Annotated in this window: 12 protein-coding genes and 2 pseudogenes; 11 read left to right on the top strand and 3 right to left on the bottom strand. The window is 50.9% G+C overall.

The features are described 5' to 3' along the window. The 4 genes and pseudogenes from FY046_RS22505 to FY046_RS22490 form a co-directional block, all read left to right on the top strand. A pseudogene (locus FY046_RS22505) lies at nt 1-214 on the top strand (hypothetical protein); the annotation flags it as partial. Between the two features lie 533 nt (nt 215-747). Beyond that, nucleotides 748-1,374 carry a ParA family partition ATPase gene (gene parA, locus FY046_RS22500; RefSeq protein ID WP_133846726.1) on the top strand — a complete coding sequence of 209 codons (627 nt, stop codon included), beginning with the start codon at nt 748-750 and terminating at the stop codon, nt 1,372-1,374. Next, the gene (locus FY046_RS22495; RefSeq protein WP_133846725.1) at nt 1,371-1,583 is read left to right on the top strand and encodes a plasmid partition protein ParG; all 213 of its coding nucleotides are present in this window, start codon (nt 1,371-1,373) and stop codon (nt 1,581-1,583) included. Before parA ends, FY046_RS22495 begins: the two co-directional genes overlap by 4 nt. Before the next feature lie 1,218 nt (nt 1,584-2,801). Beyond that, nucleotides 2,802-3,785, top strand: coding sequence for a replication initiation protein (locus tag FY046_RS22490; protein WP_133846724.1), 984 nt, complete (start codon nt 2,802-2,804; stop codon nt 3,783-3,785). 497 nt (nt 3,786-4,282) lie between these two features. Here FY046_RS22490 and FY046_RS22485 read toward each other — a convergent pair whose 3' ends face one another. After that, entirely contained in the window at nt 4,283-5,371 is a 1,089-nt protein-coding gene (locus tag FY046_RS22485) for an oxidoreductase (RefSeq protein WP_446186504.1), read from the bottom strand. 194 nt (nt 5,372-5,565) lie between these two features. Between FY046_RS22485 and FY046_RS22480 the strand changes: the two genes are divergently transcribed. The 3 genes from FY046_RS22480 (at nt 5,566) to FY046_RS22470 (ending at nt 9,225) form a co-directional block, all read left to right on the top strand. Next, nucleotides 5,566-6,630 (top strand): sugar ABC transporter substrate-binding protein, encoded by a 1,065-nt coding sequence (locus FY046_RS22480; protein ID WP_133846722.1) that lies wholly within the window; start codon nt 5,566-5,568, stop codon nt 6,628-6,630. 10 nt (nt 6,631-6,640) lie between these two features. Beyond that, on the top strand, nt 6,641-7,885 hold the full coding sequence (locus FY046_RS22475; protein WP_133846721.1) for an LVIVD repeat-containing protein: 1,245 nt from the start codon (nt 6,641-6,643) through the stop codon (nt 7,883-7,885). A 146-nt stretch (nt 7,886-8,031) separates the two neighbouring features. After that, on the top strand, nt 8,032-9,225 hold the full coding sequence (locus FY046_RS22470; protein ID WP_167863537.1) for a CobW family GTP-binding protein: 1,194 nt from the start codon (nt 8,032-8,034) through the stop codon (nt 9,223-9,225). A 31-nt stretch (nt 9,226-9,256) separates the two neighbouring features. Here FY046_RS22470 and FY046_RS22465 read toward each other — a convergent pair whose 3' ends face one another. After that, entirely contained in the window at nt 9,257-10,567 is a 1,311-nt protein-coding gene (locus FY046_RS22465; protein ID WP_167863536.1) for a methyl-accepting chemotaxis protein, read from the bottom strand. Nucleotides 10,568-10,772: 205 nt separating this feature from the next. Further along, nucleotides 10,773-11,681, bottom strand: coding sequence for an EamA family transporter (locus FY046_RS22460; RefSeq protein WP_133846718.1), 909 nt, complete (start codon nt 11,679-11,681; stop codon nt 10,773-10,775). Between the two features lie 115 nt (nt 11,682-11,796). Here FY046_RS22460 and FY046_RS22455 point away from each other — a divergent pair, with 115 nt between their 5' ends. From FY046_RS22455 to map, 4 genes and pseudogenes are all read left to right on the top strand, one after another. Then, a complete protein-coding gene (locus tag FY046_RS22455; RefSeq protein WP_167863535.1) occupies nt 11,797-12,567 on the top strand; it encodes an AraC family transcriptional regulator in 771 nt (256 codons plus the stop codon). Nucleotides 12,568-12,605: 38 nt separating this feature from the next. Then, nucleotides 12,606-13,073, top strand: a pseudogene (locus tag FY046_RS22450) (integrase core domain-containing protein); the annotation flags it as partial. Nucleotides 13,074-13,223: 150 nt separating this feature from the next. Then, a complete protein-coding gene (locus tag FY046_RS22445; RefSeq protein WP_167863534.1) occupies nt 13,224-13,463 on the top strand; it encodes a ParD-like family protein in 240 nt (79 codons plus the stop codon). A gap of 5 nt (nt 13,464-13,468) precedes the next feature. Continuing rightward, nucleotides 13,469-14,248: a type I methionyl aminopeptidase gene (map, locus tag FY046_RS22440; protein WP_133846709.1), complete on the top strand. Its 780-nt coding sequence runs from the start codon at nt 13,469-13,471 to the stop codon at nt 14,246-14,248. The last annotated feature ends 175 nt before the right edge of the window (nt 14,249-14,423 follow it).

Genomic DNA, 14,423 nt, shown 5'->3' with positions numbered 1-14,423 from the left:
CTCAGCATCTCAGCATCTCAGCATCTCAGCATCTCAGCATCTCAGCATCTCAGCATCTCAGCATACTCAACCAGGGCAGAGTAATGATGTCAACGAAATGATTGCAGGATTGCAGGATTGCAGGATTGCAGGATTGCAGGATTGCAGGATTGCAGGATTGCAGGATTGCAGGATTGCAGGATTGCAGGATTGCAGGATTGCAGGATTATTTTGAACGGATATCAGGGCAGGGGAAACATAAAATTATCCATCTCAAGGTGAGCTAATCACATCATCCTGGGATTCCATAATCCTGAAATCCTATGATTCACACACTGCGTGTTACAGCCTTTAATTCCGTTAAGTGGTTCGTTCGCAGTACTGTCAAACTCCTCACGGTGAAACCGAGAAGCGCGATTCCCATAAGGCTTCACATTAAGAGCGATAATAAAGAAAAAGCACTCAGGGGAGAAATTTATCGCTGAGATAATGATGCACGCAGTCATCATTACAGATGATTAGCCGTTCAGGCTGACGTCATAGCCTACAAGCCCGATGGATAATGCCAGCATATAACCCTATGATTACATGATTACATGATTACATGATTACATGATTACATGATTACATGATTATCGAATGTCAGGATATTGTTTACAACTGGTTATTACGATATTCTGGCATCTCAGAATCCTAAGATTTTAATATCATAGAATCCTGGGATTACATAATCCTGAGATTCCAGCCTGAAACCTGCAGGAGTGCGTCATGGCGACAAAAATCATCTCTTTCCTGAACGGGAAGGGCGGGGTAGGGAAGACCACAACGTCCATCAATATTGCCACGTGTCTTGCGCGCAAAGGGCACCGTGTTGTCATGGTCGATACCGATCCTCAGGGCAGCATCAGCAACTGGTACGACGAAACAAAATGCAAATTTGATCTTGCAGAAGCCGCCTCAGAAAAAGAAGTCTATACCGTCCGTAAGCAGCTGAAGGATTACGACTACGTCGTTATCGATGGTGCAGCCGCCATCACTGCAATTTCCTCCGCAGCTGTTATGGTCAGTGACCTGGTACTGATCCCGGTAACACCTTCCCCCCTCGATTTTGCCGCCTGTGGCGCTATCCTGGCCGTGGTCGAGGCAAGGGAGAATCTGCAACCGGTGATAGCACGCTTCCTGATCACCAAAAAAGTGGCCTCTACACGCATGCTGGAAGTGCTGAAAGAGTCGATCGAGGATACGGGGGTTCCAGCTCTCAGAACAGCCACAACGCAGCGCCAGGTTTATATCCGCACGATGCTGGATGGCGGGACCGTATTTGATACCACCGACGGCAATGCGAAAGGGGAGATTGAAGTGATGACGAATGAGATCCTGGAGTTACTGGCATGAAAATGAAACTCGGACAGCACCGTCAGCTGGCGCCTGCACTGGATGCTGTCAGCAAACCTGTCGGCGGAACAGTGAAAAAACTGCAGACGAACATCGATGAAGAGTTGCACCGTCGCTTCAAAACAGCCTGTTTCCTGCAGGGGCGTGAAATGAAAGATGTCCTGACTGAGCTTATTGAGGGCTGGCTGCCTGAGAACGAAGCCAGATAGCAGACATCCTCATCCCCTGATCATGCAAACGATCCTTTCTGGCTAAGATTACCGATAGTAAAACGGATCGCCTGAAAGGATCCTGCTTCAAAAAAAGATCCGATAGTGTTTGTTTTTCTTTTTATAGTTTAGATCTTTCTCTTTTAGGGCCCGATTTCATTTTGATAATCAACAGATTACAGAGCAATATGTGGAGTGATTTCCTGCGCCAGGTGGAGTGATTTTATGCTCTATGTGGAGTGATTTCCTGTTATATGTAGAGTTTTTTCCTGTTGATAACTTTCTGATTTATCAGAATATTATTATGTGGAAAAATTTCCTGTTGATAACTCTTTCCCCGATCCTGTCTGACGATCCCTCGGCTCTCATGCTTTCATCCTCCTTCTTTCCGCTAATATGTGGATAAATTTTCTATTCCCGTGCCATAAAAAGTGACTGTGTCACATTAACGCAGACGCTGATGCCAGACAACAATGCGACAGCATGAGATAATTATTCAGTGCAGCCAATAAGTTAACCGTCATCGTTACCGGATACGTGGAAGGATTTTCTGATCATTAGATTGAGCATCCCTTATGTGGAAGAATTTTATGTTTGCGGGTGTTCAGCCCTCTGAAAACTAAAAGTGGAATGATTTTCTGTTGCTCAGCGGATAGGTGACCATGTCACTTTATTCATATATGTGGAAAGATTTTATGCAGCTCGCCGCAAGCGGCACATCGGTGAATGAAACGTGGAAAGATTTCCTGTGATACGTGGAGTGATTTTCTGCAAAAGGCCGTTTACACGGCTGAGTAGATCACTAACATCAACGGCAGGGAAGGGCGATAATGTCTTATGTGGAAAGATTTTATGATGGCTTTATCTATAACCATATGAAAATTAATAATAAAAAATACTTTGGAACATCTATGCTGCAAAAAACGTCTGAATCCGGAGTCTGTCTACAAGAGAAGTTACCTGTGTGGAAAGATTTTCTGTTCCTGTTGGGGGGCTAATGTGGAGTCTTTTTCTGTTGGAAACTGAATGAGGAACGATCCTTTGGGGGGGGTAAATGATCCATGCGAGTGCATATGTGGAAGTATTTTATGTTTGAATATGACGGTGCGCCGTTTAACTTACTGATTTAAAATAGGTAATAACTATTATTTTTCACTTTACCTCAATAATTTTTGTGTGGAATACTTTGCTGAACATTCCACAAAGGGATCCTGCTACATGGAGCTGAACAAACTGACCGTTGTGCAAGGTAATGATCTCCTTGAAGGGGCTTACAGCGTCACGCTTGATGAAATGCGTTTGCTGAACCTTGCACTGGCACAGATCGACAGCAGGAAGCCCCAGCCCGATGCGCTGTACCGCCTTTTTCCTCATGATTATCAACGTATCTACGGCCTTAACCCAACCAGCAGCCATCGCCAGTTGCGGGAAGCGGCCGAGAGCCTGATGAAAAAACCGGTCACCATCTACCTGCCCGATCGTAAAACGGGCAAGATGCGTACCGTTCAGCTATCGTGGTTTTCTCGTCTTGAATACGTGAGCAGCGATGAGCAGAGTGCTGTCGTTCTCCGCTTTGGGCAGGATGTCGCTCCCTATCTCTATGAGTTGAAAGAGTCCTTTACCAAGCTGAATTTTGCCAATATTGCCAAGCTCGACACGTCATTTTCCGTGCGGCTTTACGGCTGGCTGATCAAAGCGAAAAACCTCTATGGACGAAAAAGCAGTAAGGCGATTGAGGTGACGCTGGCACTGGACTGGATGCGGGAAAAGGCCGGATTACAGGGGAAATACGAGGACTATCGCGACTTCCGCCAGAAATTGCTTGAGCCGACGCTGGCGCGAATCAATGCCAATACGGATATTTCCGTGATCTGGGAGCCGATCAAAAAAGGTCGTACAGTCGTATCGATTAAATTTTCCTATGTGGATGAATCCACTCCGGAAGCCAGTAAGCCGCTGCGGCCGAAATTTCCCCGTCGCCCGCGTGCAGTGGTGGGATCGGAGCTTGAAGGTGACTGGGCACGGCGTTGCATCACTATCATGGAACAATACCGCAATCGTCTGACAACGTACGATCAGAGCGAGAAAGTTCCACTGACGGACGTCAGGAAACTGGCGGGGTGGTACAAGATTATCGGTGATAAAATCAGCCATAAGCGAGTGATGAGCGAAGTGACTGAACGTGCCAAAAAACCTCAGTAAAATCAGTTTGTTTCCTTTTTAAGGATGGAAGTTTTGCAGGGGTTAAACGAAGTTACTCACCGTATTATCCCCCGTTTCTGTGGATAAAATTTCGTAGCCAGCGGTGGGGCTTCGTTTGAAAACAGATTCGGTAGATGCATTTCCTCACGTAAGAAACCTCACTGCCTCATATTTACTCCATTCAACGTTCCTCTTCTGGTCTGCAGCGAGTCGGTATTCCGCAGGAAAAAATTGTTCGCTTTGAGGCTATTGAAGATCCTCAGGGAGGCATAGGTTGTGCCTCATCCTATTCTAAGGATGAATTTTACCGGGTTGAATTTGCCCTCTCCAACAGTTATCTGGTGAACCGGCCCTATTACGGCAGGCATCATTGCCGGACGTGACAGAAAATTTCTCCACATTAAGCGTATTTTCGCCGTTGACGGGAACCTTCCTGATGTGGAAAGAAAAAAACTTATTGAATAATAAGGCTTTTCAGCCGTGTGACTCACACTTGTTTACTGGCCGAGAGCTTCTACCGTGATAAATGCGGCGCGCAGGCTTTCAGCCGTTACCGGAACGGGCAGGGCATGAATCGACTCTGCCGGGCGCAGTGTGTGTGCAATCACCTGGTCAATCTCCGTGTGGTTATTGATGTCAACACCCAGCGCTGCCAGTGTGGTGGGCAGATTAAACTGCTGGTAGGCGGCAATCAGCTGTCGGGCGGTATCGATCTGCGATAACAGTACACACTGCACCAGGATGCCGTAGGCCACTTTTGTGCCGTGCAGATAACGTACAGTCTGAGGCAGGATCGTCAGACCATTGTGGACTGCGTGCGCCGCAGCAATGCGCGTGTAGCGCTCCCCCAGCCCACCGACCATCCCACCGCCCGCGATAATGGCATCAATAACATCACGGAAATTCTGGCTTAATACGCCATTGCGCTGATCCTCCAGCGCAGCTGCGCTCTGGTTTAGCAGAACATCACGCAGCGTGGCCGCCGTGTCGATCCCCAGCCGTACCGTCAACGGCAGGGTATCTGGCTGCGGGGCCAGTACCACCGCTTCATACCATTTCGCCAGCGTGTCGCCAATCCCGGCCAGCAGATATTCCACCGGAGCGCGCAGTAAAATTTCAGGCTCCACCAGCACCAGATGGTTAGCATCGTTAAACACCTCATAATGGGATGCCTGACCGGCGCTGTTATACCAGACTGAGAGCGGTGTCCAGGCCGCGCAGGTTGCGGCAATGGTGGGAATGGCCACACAGGGCACATCCAGTCGCCGGGCCAGTGCTTTGGCGGTATCCAGCAGGGCACCTCCACCGATGCCGATCACCACCTGACGATCGTCGCCGGAAGCTTGTGCCAGCGCGGTGAGATCCGGATCGGTACAGTGCCCGCCAAACGGCAGGTGACGTGCACCCGGCAGAGAGAAACTTTCGGGTAAAAAGGGGTGTGTCGCGGCAATGGCACGTTCACCATAGATCCAGACGGCGCGGGAAAGCTGTTCCTGATGATAAAAATCGTCCAGACGCAGCAGGGCACCAGGATGAGAATAGTAATTGGCCGGGCCGACCACGACCTGAATATCGGTATTGTTCATAAAAAGTCCTTTGTTTCTTACTATCCTGGGGCTGTGGCCGGTGTGAGGCTAATACTTTTTTTATAGCTTTATATTCTTTTTACTTCTTTGTCAGTGGGTTGGCTGCTGTGAAAAAGTGACAGGCCGGGCCGTCAGCGACTGCGGCCACTAAAAACGATACGTCACTTTTCTTATTCCGCTACAGGGATTTTTACATGAAACCACTTATTCCTTTACTGGCACTCTGGGTTGCCAGCGTTTTACCGGTTCACGCCGCCACGCTGGTTCCGGTACCTGAAAAAATTGCCAGCCATAATGGCCCGGTACGTATTGCGGTGATCCGCAATCTGGGGTCGGACGATAACACGACTCAGTTCGTCCAGGGCGCAACCCAGCAGGCGAAAGCGCTGGGGTTTAAAGTCAGTACCTTTTTAAGTAACGGTGACGATGCCCGTTTTCAGGACTTCGTGAATCAGGCCATCAGCCAGAAATATGACGGTATTATTTTGTCTCAGGGGCGCGCACCTTATTCCAGTGCCCTGATTAAACGCATTGCCGACAGCGGTATTGCCGTGTCGGTATTTGATACGGCGGTTGATGGCGAGATCCCGGGTGCCACCGTAACCCAGCAGGACGATGCCTCGCTGACCACGCTCTCCTTTGGCCAGTTGATCAAGGACCATAACGGCAAAGCCAACATTATCAAGCTGTGGGTGGCTGGCTTCCCGCCGATGGAACGTCGCCAGGCAGCCTATAAAGCGTTGCTGCAGGCGAACCCGGGTATTCATGAGCTCGAGTCAGTGGGTGCCGTCTCGTCCGATGTACAGGGCGATACCGCTAACAAAGTGGGCGCCTTACTGGCCAAATATCCCAAAGGGAAAGTGGATGCGATCTGGGGAACCTGGGATGCTTTCACACAGGGTGCAGTCAAAGCGTTAAAAGAGAACGGACGTACCGAGATCAAAGTTTACAGTATCGATGTCTCTAATCAGGATTTGCAACTGATGCGTGAAGCCGGCAGCCCGTGGAAAGTCACTGCGGCGGTGGATCCCAAGTTGATCGGCGCCACAAACGTGCGTCTGATCGCACTCAAACTGGCGGGTGAAGTGACACCTGCGACCTATGACTTCAAAGCCACTGTGATCCCACAGGCGCTGCTGGTCAGCCAGCCAGGTCCGGTAAATGTGGCGGGTCTGAGCAAGGTGATCCCGGGCTGGGGCCAGACGGAAGATTTTATCGCGCCGTGGTTCGCCACGCTGGAAGCGAAGTACAAAAAATAAGGAGTGGCAGATGAGTAACGCGCTTCCCGTGCCGGAATACAGCCGCAATATGCGACTGATCGGCCACAGCGATCAGGGTGGACGTCCTGATGGTGTCCAGCTGATGGTCCATCGTGGCTATGCCTATATCGGCCATATGGTGTCACAGGGTTTCTCGGTGGTTGATGTCCGTGATGCCAAAAATCCCCGTACGGTGGCGTATATTCCCGCGCCGCCAGGCACCTGGAATGTGCATCTTCAGGCTCATGACGACCTGTTATTGGTGATTAACGCCCGCGATCTGTTTGCTGACGTCCGTTTTGCCGATGAAAAGGTGTACTACACCCGTTCGGTTGGTGAAACGGTCAGCGATGTGAAGGACAAAGGCTGGAGTGCCGGGCTGCGCATTTTCGATATCTCCACCCCTGACAAACCCCGTGAGATCAGTTTCCTCTCCCTTAACGGCATCGGTATTCACCGTATCTGGTACGTGGGTGGCCGCTGGGCCTATGTCTCGGCACTGATTGACGGCTTCAGTGACTATATTTTCCTGACTATTGATCTGGCCGATCCGCGTAAACCGGAAGTGGCCGGGCGCTGGTGGTTGCCGGGCATGAACACGGCTGCCGGAGAAACGCCGGACTGGGAAGAGGGCAGGCGCTACGCCCTGCACCATGCCATCATCAGCGGGGATGTGGCCTACGGCAGCTGGCGTGACGGCGGGCTGACGCTGCTGGATATCAGTGACCGGTCAGAACCTAAGCTGATCAGTCACCGTAACTGGAGCCCGCCGTTTGGGGGCGGGACGCATACCGCGCTGCCGCTGCCGGACCGGGATCTGCTGGTGGTGCTGGATGAGGCGGTACTGGACAATCAGGAGGATGGTGAAAAGCACATCTGGCTGTTTGATATTCGCGATAAAGCCAATCCGGTCAGCATCTCTACCTTCCCGCAGCCTGACGAACGGGACTATGTGGCAAAAGGGGCGCATTTTGGCCCGCATAATCTGCATGAGAACCGTCCCGGTAGCTTTATCAGTTCGACTCTGATTTTTGCCACCTGGCAGAATGCTGGTGTCCGGGCCTTCGATATCAGCAACCCTTACCGCCCGGTGGAAACCGGTGCGCTGGTGCCTGCTGCACCGGATCGGATGATGGATACCCGTCCCGGCCGTCCGCAGGTGATTCAGTCCTGCGACGTTTTTGTTGATGCTCAGGGGGTTATTTACAGTACCGATTATAACGGCGGGCTGTCGATTATTGAATATCTTGGGTAATGACTGAACCCTCGCTGAAGGCGCCGATCCCGGCGCCTTTTTTATTGTCACGCCATCGGGATACTCTGCTTATGATGCTGCTATTTAAATTGTTATGATATAACATACACACTATCTCACTCGTCATATTCAGGATCACACGGCCGATGCAGCGCATACCCTTAACCATCCTCAATGGATTCCTCGGCGCAGGGAAAACAACCCTGCTGAAAAGCCTGCTGTTGCAGGCGCACCGGCAGCATCTGTCGGTCAGTGTGATCGTCAATGATATGAGCGAGCTGAATATCGACGGTGTGCTGATTGCCAATACGGAAATTGTCGGACGTGAAAAACACAATTTCATCACCGTGTCGGCCGACAGCATCAGCAGCCCCGGCGGCATAGCAAAACTGGCCACCGCGCTGGATGAGCTGATTGCACAGAACCGGCCGGACCATCTCTTTCTGGAGACCTCAGGCAGCAGCCACCCGCTGCCGCTGATTAAGCTGTTGCGCCACCATCCTCATGTCAGGTTGCAGGGGCTGCTCTCCCTGATGGATGCCGTGATGCTGGAAAATGATTATGCCGGGGGGAGTACGCTGCTTCCCCGCTGGCAGAAGAATGTCCGTCAGCAGCGGCGGGGGGTTGAGGATCTGTTGGCCGAACAGCTGCTGTTTTGCAGCCAGTTATTGCTGACCAAAGTCGACCGTCTGCCCACCGACAGCGTGATGAAAATTGCCCGCACGCTCCATACAATCAATCCCGGTGTGGCCATTGTGGCCCTTCCCTGGGGCAACATTGAGCTGGACGATGTGCTGGCGATGCCCGACTACGATTTTCAGCGGGTCGCCACACTGATTGAGGAGCTGGAAGTGGCGATTGAGCATCCGGCAGACCACCAGCCGTACGATATTGAATCGCGGGTGATCCACGACGAACGTCCTTTCCACCCGCAGCGCCTGTGGGATACCTGGCAGCAGCATCTGGGTGAGGGCATTCATCGTAGTAAAGGCTTTTTCTGGCTGCCCGGCCGTGACGATCTCGCGCTGCTGTGGAATCAGGCTTCCGGCAGTATCAGCCTGGAGTTTATCAGCTACTGGAAAGCCGGCGTGCTGGCACATGAAGACAATCGTTTGAATGACGAGGAGCGCCATATTTTACAACAGCAGTTGGAAGCGATGCCCGGGCGTTTTGGCGACCGTCGTTGCAGCCTGACGGTGATCGGGCAGCGTAATCAGCTGGATGATTTTTGCCAGGCGCTGCGACGTTGTTTTCTGACGGAAGAGGAAATTGACTGGTGGCAGTCCGGGGGAGAATTTATCGATCCCTGGCCACAGCGGGTAGGGCGGTTGAAGAGCTAAAGATCAGCGTTAGATTTATTCCACAGCGCCCCTACTTGCCTGAAAGGTGCTGTGAAACGTCATCAATTGCACTGACTACCCTGGCAGAATTCTCCTGAATCTGAACGATAATCCCCCCGGCCTCCTGCACCAGCGAAAGTCCCTCGTTGGCACTGACAAGGTTTTTGATAATATTACTCTGTGCCTGCACGGCTATTGCCTGATTTGTCTCAAGCACGCTGGCTATCTCCAGGCTGGCTTTATTAATGTTAGCGGCCAGCAAGCGGACTTCATTCGCCACCACAGCAAAACTGCGCCCATGCTCTCCGGCTCTGGCGGCCTCTACAGCAGCATTTAGTGCCAGAAGATTCGTCTGTTCAGATATCCGGCTGATCGTCTTAATCAAATTCCCGATGCGGAATGATTCGCTATTTAGACAGGAAATGTTCTCAGAAACGCTGTTGAGTCCTGCCACTACGGTATTCACCTTGCCCGATGTTTTTTCTATAATATCGACGCCTGCCAGTGTGTTTTTACTGCTTTCCTGTGCGGCGTTATAGGCATGATTTGCGGCCTTTCTCTCCTGTAACTGTTTAAGGACCTGAGGGGTGACGTCGGTCGCAAATTTGACAATTTCATTCAGATTTTTTTCTTCATCAAATACTGGATTATAGGTTGCCCGCAGCCATACGGCACGCCCTTGCTTGTCCGTACGCTGGAACTGTCCTGAGACAAAATTTCCTGCGCGCAGCTGCTTCCAGAAATCCTCATACTCACGGCTGTGCTTAACCTCTGGTAAGCAGAAGATACTGTGATGCTGACCAATAACCTCGCCAGCGCTGTAGCCCATGGTTTTGAGGAAATTGCCGTTGACTCTTTTAACGTTGCCCTCCAGGTCAAAAGCAATGACCGCCATAGAACGTTGTATGGCGTTTGTCATTGCACGTTGCTCCTGGGCATCGGCAATCCGTTGGGTAATATCAGATGCAAGCTTGACTATTTTTATCGTTTTCCCCCGGTCGTTGAGGACAGGAACATAATGAGCTTCAAGCCAGACCGGCTGACCGCTCTTCGTCAGTCTGAGGAACTTATCGCTGAAGCTCTCACCTGCAGCAAGGCGTTTCCAGAACCGGTCATAGTCAGGAGAAAGCAATGTTGATTGGGCACAAAAAATACGATGATGCATGCCAGCCACATCGTTCAGTGAGTAACCCATCTTTTCGAGAAACAGGGTATTTGCTGTTATCACCTTACCTTCAGGGGTGAACTCAATCATGGCGATGGCGTTGGCAAGCGATGAAAGTGTGCTTCGTTCCCATGACGGCCGCGAGAACAGCCTGTTAAAGAATTTAAAAAGGTTCATAGCAGCGTACCGGCTTCAAAGGGTGGCAATTCATGTGCGCACCGTTTAGTTGCGCACAGGGAGTAATTAATCAGGTTGCATTTATATAGCTCGCAAGTATATAGCGCGCTATAAATATAGTTACTGTGAGTGTATCTTCATATCAGGAGGCCGAGTTACCCGTACCAGCGGGTGTGAACTGCCATCTGATCTAATAATTTAAAACTTAAAGGGAGGCGTGTTTCTTTGTCCTATGCGCCATGCCTTTTTTCACAACCACTGCTTTGCCTCGCCTCATCCCAACAATGAGCGCAAGCAAAATTATTGCTATGGAAGCCCAGCCCCAGGCACCCGGTTTTTGATGGATGATGAAAACAGAGCTAATTGTTCCAAATACAGGGATCAGCAGTGACAACGGCGCCACTCGGGATGCCGGATATTCACGCAGCAGCAGATTCCATCCCCAATAGCAGAAATGGGTGGCTGCATACACCTGGAATGTCAGAGAAAAGACTTCCACGCTACGCATACCAGGCAAGAGAGCGTAGAACGGGGCGGTCCCGTGCCACCACCATGTCATCACCAGGAGAGGGATGGGGGAAAAAATGCTTGCCCATACAACGAAAGCGAATATCTCTTTGACTTTGGATAGCTTGATGATGATATTGCCAACACTCCAGGCTACCGCACTGATCATCACCAGAATAAAACCGATTGTCGTGGATTTTCCCGGGCTTTCCATCAGTATGCAGACCAACCCGATTGCAGCCAAAAAAAGGCCGATCAGTTGTGGCCATGTCAGACTTTCACGAAACAACAACACACCCCAGCCAAGTGTAAAAAACGCGCTAAATTGTATTAGCAGAGCTGCACTACCGGGCGGCACCCCCATTGAAATACCCAGATTGATCAATGCCCACATGGCTGCGCCGAAGATCAATCCATATGCAACCAGCCAGCGCAGTGCGACCTGGGGGCGTTTAATAAAAAACACCAGCGGAAATGCGGTAAATGAAAATCGTATAGCGGTCAAAAGCAACGGATCAATTCTGGCCAGCCCAAGTTTGGTTATTGGGAAGTTGATCCCCCATATTGCCGTGACCAATATGGCAAGGATAATGTGTTTTCTGTGCATGACTGGCGACCCTTATTCTCGAATTATGAAAGACTTCCTTTAATATCCGACAAAGATGCCATCGACCGGTGTGGCCTGCTTTCTTTTTTAGGTCAATTATGATTAAAATTGGGCCATGCAAACCGATCCCTGTGATGTATACGAAGACACGCCTCTCGATCTGGTGGTGACGAAGAAGGACTACGCTGATGGCGAACTGTTCCCCAGGCATAGCCATCTGAGGGGACAGTTCGCTTATGCTGCCTGCGGTGTCATCACCGTCGAAACTGAACGGGGTAACTGGGCCGTCCCACCACTCAGAGCCATCTGGGTGCCTGCGGGTATGCCCCATGCCATGCACATGCGCGGGTCTGTGACTATGTTGAATACCTATATTCGTCCGGACGCTGCGCAACGCCTGGGCTTTCCCCTTCATTGCCAGGTTTTTGGTGTATCTCCACTGGTCAGGCAACTTCTTGAAAACGCTGTTGACGTACCGGCTCTCTTTCCTGCCAGCGGGCGTGATGGTTACCTGTTGGGGCTGCTGCTCCATGAGATCGCCAGACTACCCCCGTTATCGCTTAACGCTCCTATGCCTGATGAACCGCGTCTTGCCCGTGCGTGCAATGTGTTTTTGAATGCACCTTCTTTGGAAATGGGGATTGACGATATGGCAGAATGCTCTGGTATGAGTCGGCGTACATTCACGCGGCAGTTCCGCCTGCATACGGGAATAAGTTTCATCGAGTGGCGACAGCAGGCTTGTCTTCTGGCTGCTGTGGTTCGTTTAGGGAACGGGGAGTCCATCACGCGCGTTGCCCTGGAGCTTGGATATAGCAGCCCTGGCGCTTTCTCGACGGTCTTCAAAAGTGTGTTGGGTGAGAACCCAAGTCGATACTTTTTCTGATCATGTAAAACAAAGGAATGAAGTAGATGAAAATCGTTGAGTTATTGCAGTGTGGCCGACGTTTTCGGACTTTCAACGTCGTCGATGATTTTAACCGTGAAGCTCTGGCTATCGACATTGACCTGAATATCCCGGCGCAGCGGGTCGTGCGGGTGCTGGACAGAATAGTAGCAAACCGTGGATATCCACTGAAGATGCGGATGGATAACGGGCCGGAACTGATATCACTGGCACAATGGGCTGAAGAGCGTGGCGTGATGCTGGGATTTATCAAGCCGGGTAAGCCAACACAGAACGCGTTTATAGAACGGTTTGCTCGAACGTACCGGACCGGAATACTGGATTTTTATCTGTTCAGAACACTGAATGAAGCACGGAAAATAACGGAACGCTGGCAGACTGAGTACAACAGTGAGCTACCTCATGAGTCCCTGAATAACCTGACGCCGCAAGAATACCGTCTGATGGCTGAGAAACAGGAAATCTCAAAAAGTGCCCGGAACTAAAGCTGTGATACTTTCAGTAGCAGCATGGGTATCATTCACGATGTTCAAACGATATAAATCTCGCTGATAAAATCATTCATCACACACAAATAGCCATCACCCCAAAAATCTGCCAATATACGTTCCGTATATGTTTCGTATAGGTGCCATATGGGAATCGTCAAAATTTCCGACCTGATGCATGAGAACCTGCGCATTGCCAGCCAGGCGATGAGTCGTTCAATCAATTCACAGGCGGAGCACTGGTTAAAAATCGGCATGCTGGCCGAGCTCTATCCCACGCTCACGCATCATGAACTGGCCAGAGCGCTGGTGCAGGCAGAGCTGGATGGGGGAATGGAGCTGGCCCGTATTCTCAATGGCGACATGAAAACAGAAAAGGCGGTCTGAAAACGATGGTAACTCTCCACTCTGCTGATGAAATCGAACGTGCACGCGCAGCGGGCCATGCCGCGGCACAGGTCCTGGCAATGATCGTTCCCTTTGTGCAGGCCGGTGTGACGACCGATGAACTGGATCGGCGCTGTCATGACTATATTGTCAATGAACTGGGCATCATCCCGGCGAATATTGGCTATCACGGCTACACCCGCACCCTGTGTACCTCCGTGAATCACGTGGTGTGCCACGGCATCCCGGATAACAAGGCGTTGCAGGAAGGGGACATCGTGAATATTGACGTCGCGGTGATCAAAGATGGCTGGTTCGGTGATACCAGCCGTATGGTGTTTGTCGGAAAACCTTCTGAACAGGCGCGGCTGCTGGTTGAAGTGACTTACCAGTCACTGCTGGCGGGGATCCGGGCGGTACGTCCGGGTGCCCGGCTTGGGGATGTCGGTGCTGCCATCCAGCAGGTGGCGGAAAAAGCCGGTTTCTCGGTGGTGAGGGACTACTGCGGGCACGGTATTGGTCAGGTTTATCACGATACGCCAGATGTGCTGCACTACGGCACGGCAGGGCGTGGAATGCGACTGAAGCCGGGAATGATTTTTACCATTGAACCGATGATTAATGCCGGAAAGGAAGAGACCGATGTACTGTCCGATGACTGGACGGTGGTGACGCTGGATGGTTCGTTGTCCGCACAGTGGGAACACACGATTGCGGTGACAGAAACGGGGTTTGATTTACTGACGCCGTGGCCGGATGGCACGGGGCAGTACCCGGCGGTGTGAACAACAGGGTGAAGCTTCTTCACCCTGTTTTACAACAGACACGGATAAGTGCCTTTTAAACTATCTATTTTTATTGGTTTTTTTTTTGGACATAAAAAAGTTACAATACAGCTGATTAGTAGTATGGAAATGCTTGTTAAAAACCATCTGTCGGGGGAGAATATAAAGGAAAGTA

The sequence above is a fragment of the Erwinia sp. 1181_3 genome (genome assembly GCF_052824965.1).
The sequence above is the reverse complement of the archived record's forward strand: the minus strand, read 5'-3'. Positions and strand labels throughout refer to the sequence as shown.

Excerpts from the sequence above, each read along its gene's own strand:
- FY046_RS22445 (WP_167863534.1), top strand. The coding sequence starts at position 13,224 with ATGGGAATCGTCAAAATTTCCGACCTGATGCATGAGAACCTGCGCATT.
- map (WP_133846709.1), top strand. The coding sequence starts at position 13,469 with ATGGTAACTCTCCACTCTGCTGATGAAATCGAACGTGCACGCGCAGCG.
- FY046_RS22465 (WP_167863536.1), bottom strand. The coding sequence starts at position 10,567 with ATGAACCTTTTTAAATTCTTTAACAGGCTGTTCTCGCGGCCGTCATGG.
- FY046_RS22490 (WP_133846724.1), top strand. The coding sequence starts at position 2,802 with ATGGAGCTGAACAAACTGACCGTTGTGCAAGGTAATGATCTCCTTGAA.
- FY046_RS22470 (WP_167863537.1), top strand. The coding sequence starts at position 8,032 with ATGCAGCGCATACCCTTAACCATCCTCAATGGATTCCTCGGCGCAGGG.
- FY046_RS22475 (WP_133846721.1), top strand. The coding sequence starts at position 6,641 with ATGAGTAACGCGCTTCCCGTGCCGGAATACAGCCGCAATATGCGACTG.
- FY046_RS22485 (WP_446186504.1), bottom strand. The coding sequence starts at position 5,371 with ATGAACAATACCGATATTCAGGTCGTGGTCGGCCCGGCCAATTACTAT.
- FY046_RS22460 (WP_133846718.1), bottom strand. The coding sequence starts at position 11,681 with ATGCACAGAAAACACATTATCCTTGCCATATTGGTCACGGCAATATGG.
- FY046_RS22455 (WP_167863535.1), top strand. The coding sequence starts at position 11,797 with ATGCAAACCGATCCCTGTGATGTATACGAAGACACGCCTCTCGATCTG.
- FY046_RS22495 (WP_133846725.1), top strand. The coding sequence starts at position 1,371 with ATGAAAATGAAACTCGGACAGCACCGTCAGCTGGCGCCTGCACTGGAT.
- parA (WP_133846726.1), top strand. The coding sequence starts at position 748 with ATGGCGACAAAAATCATCTCTTTCCTGAACGGGAAGGGCGGGGTAGGG.
- FY046_RS22480 (WP_133846722.1), top strand. The coding sequence starts at position 5,566 with ATGAAACCACTTATTCCTTTACTGGCACTCTGGGTTGCCAGCGTTTTA.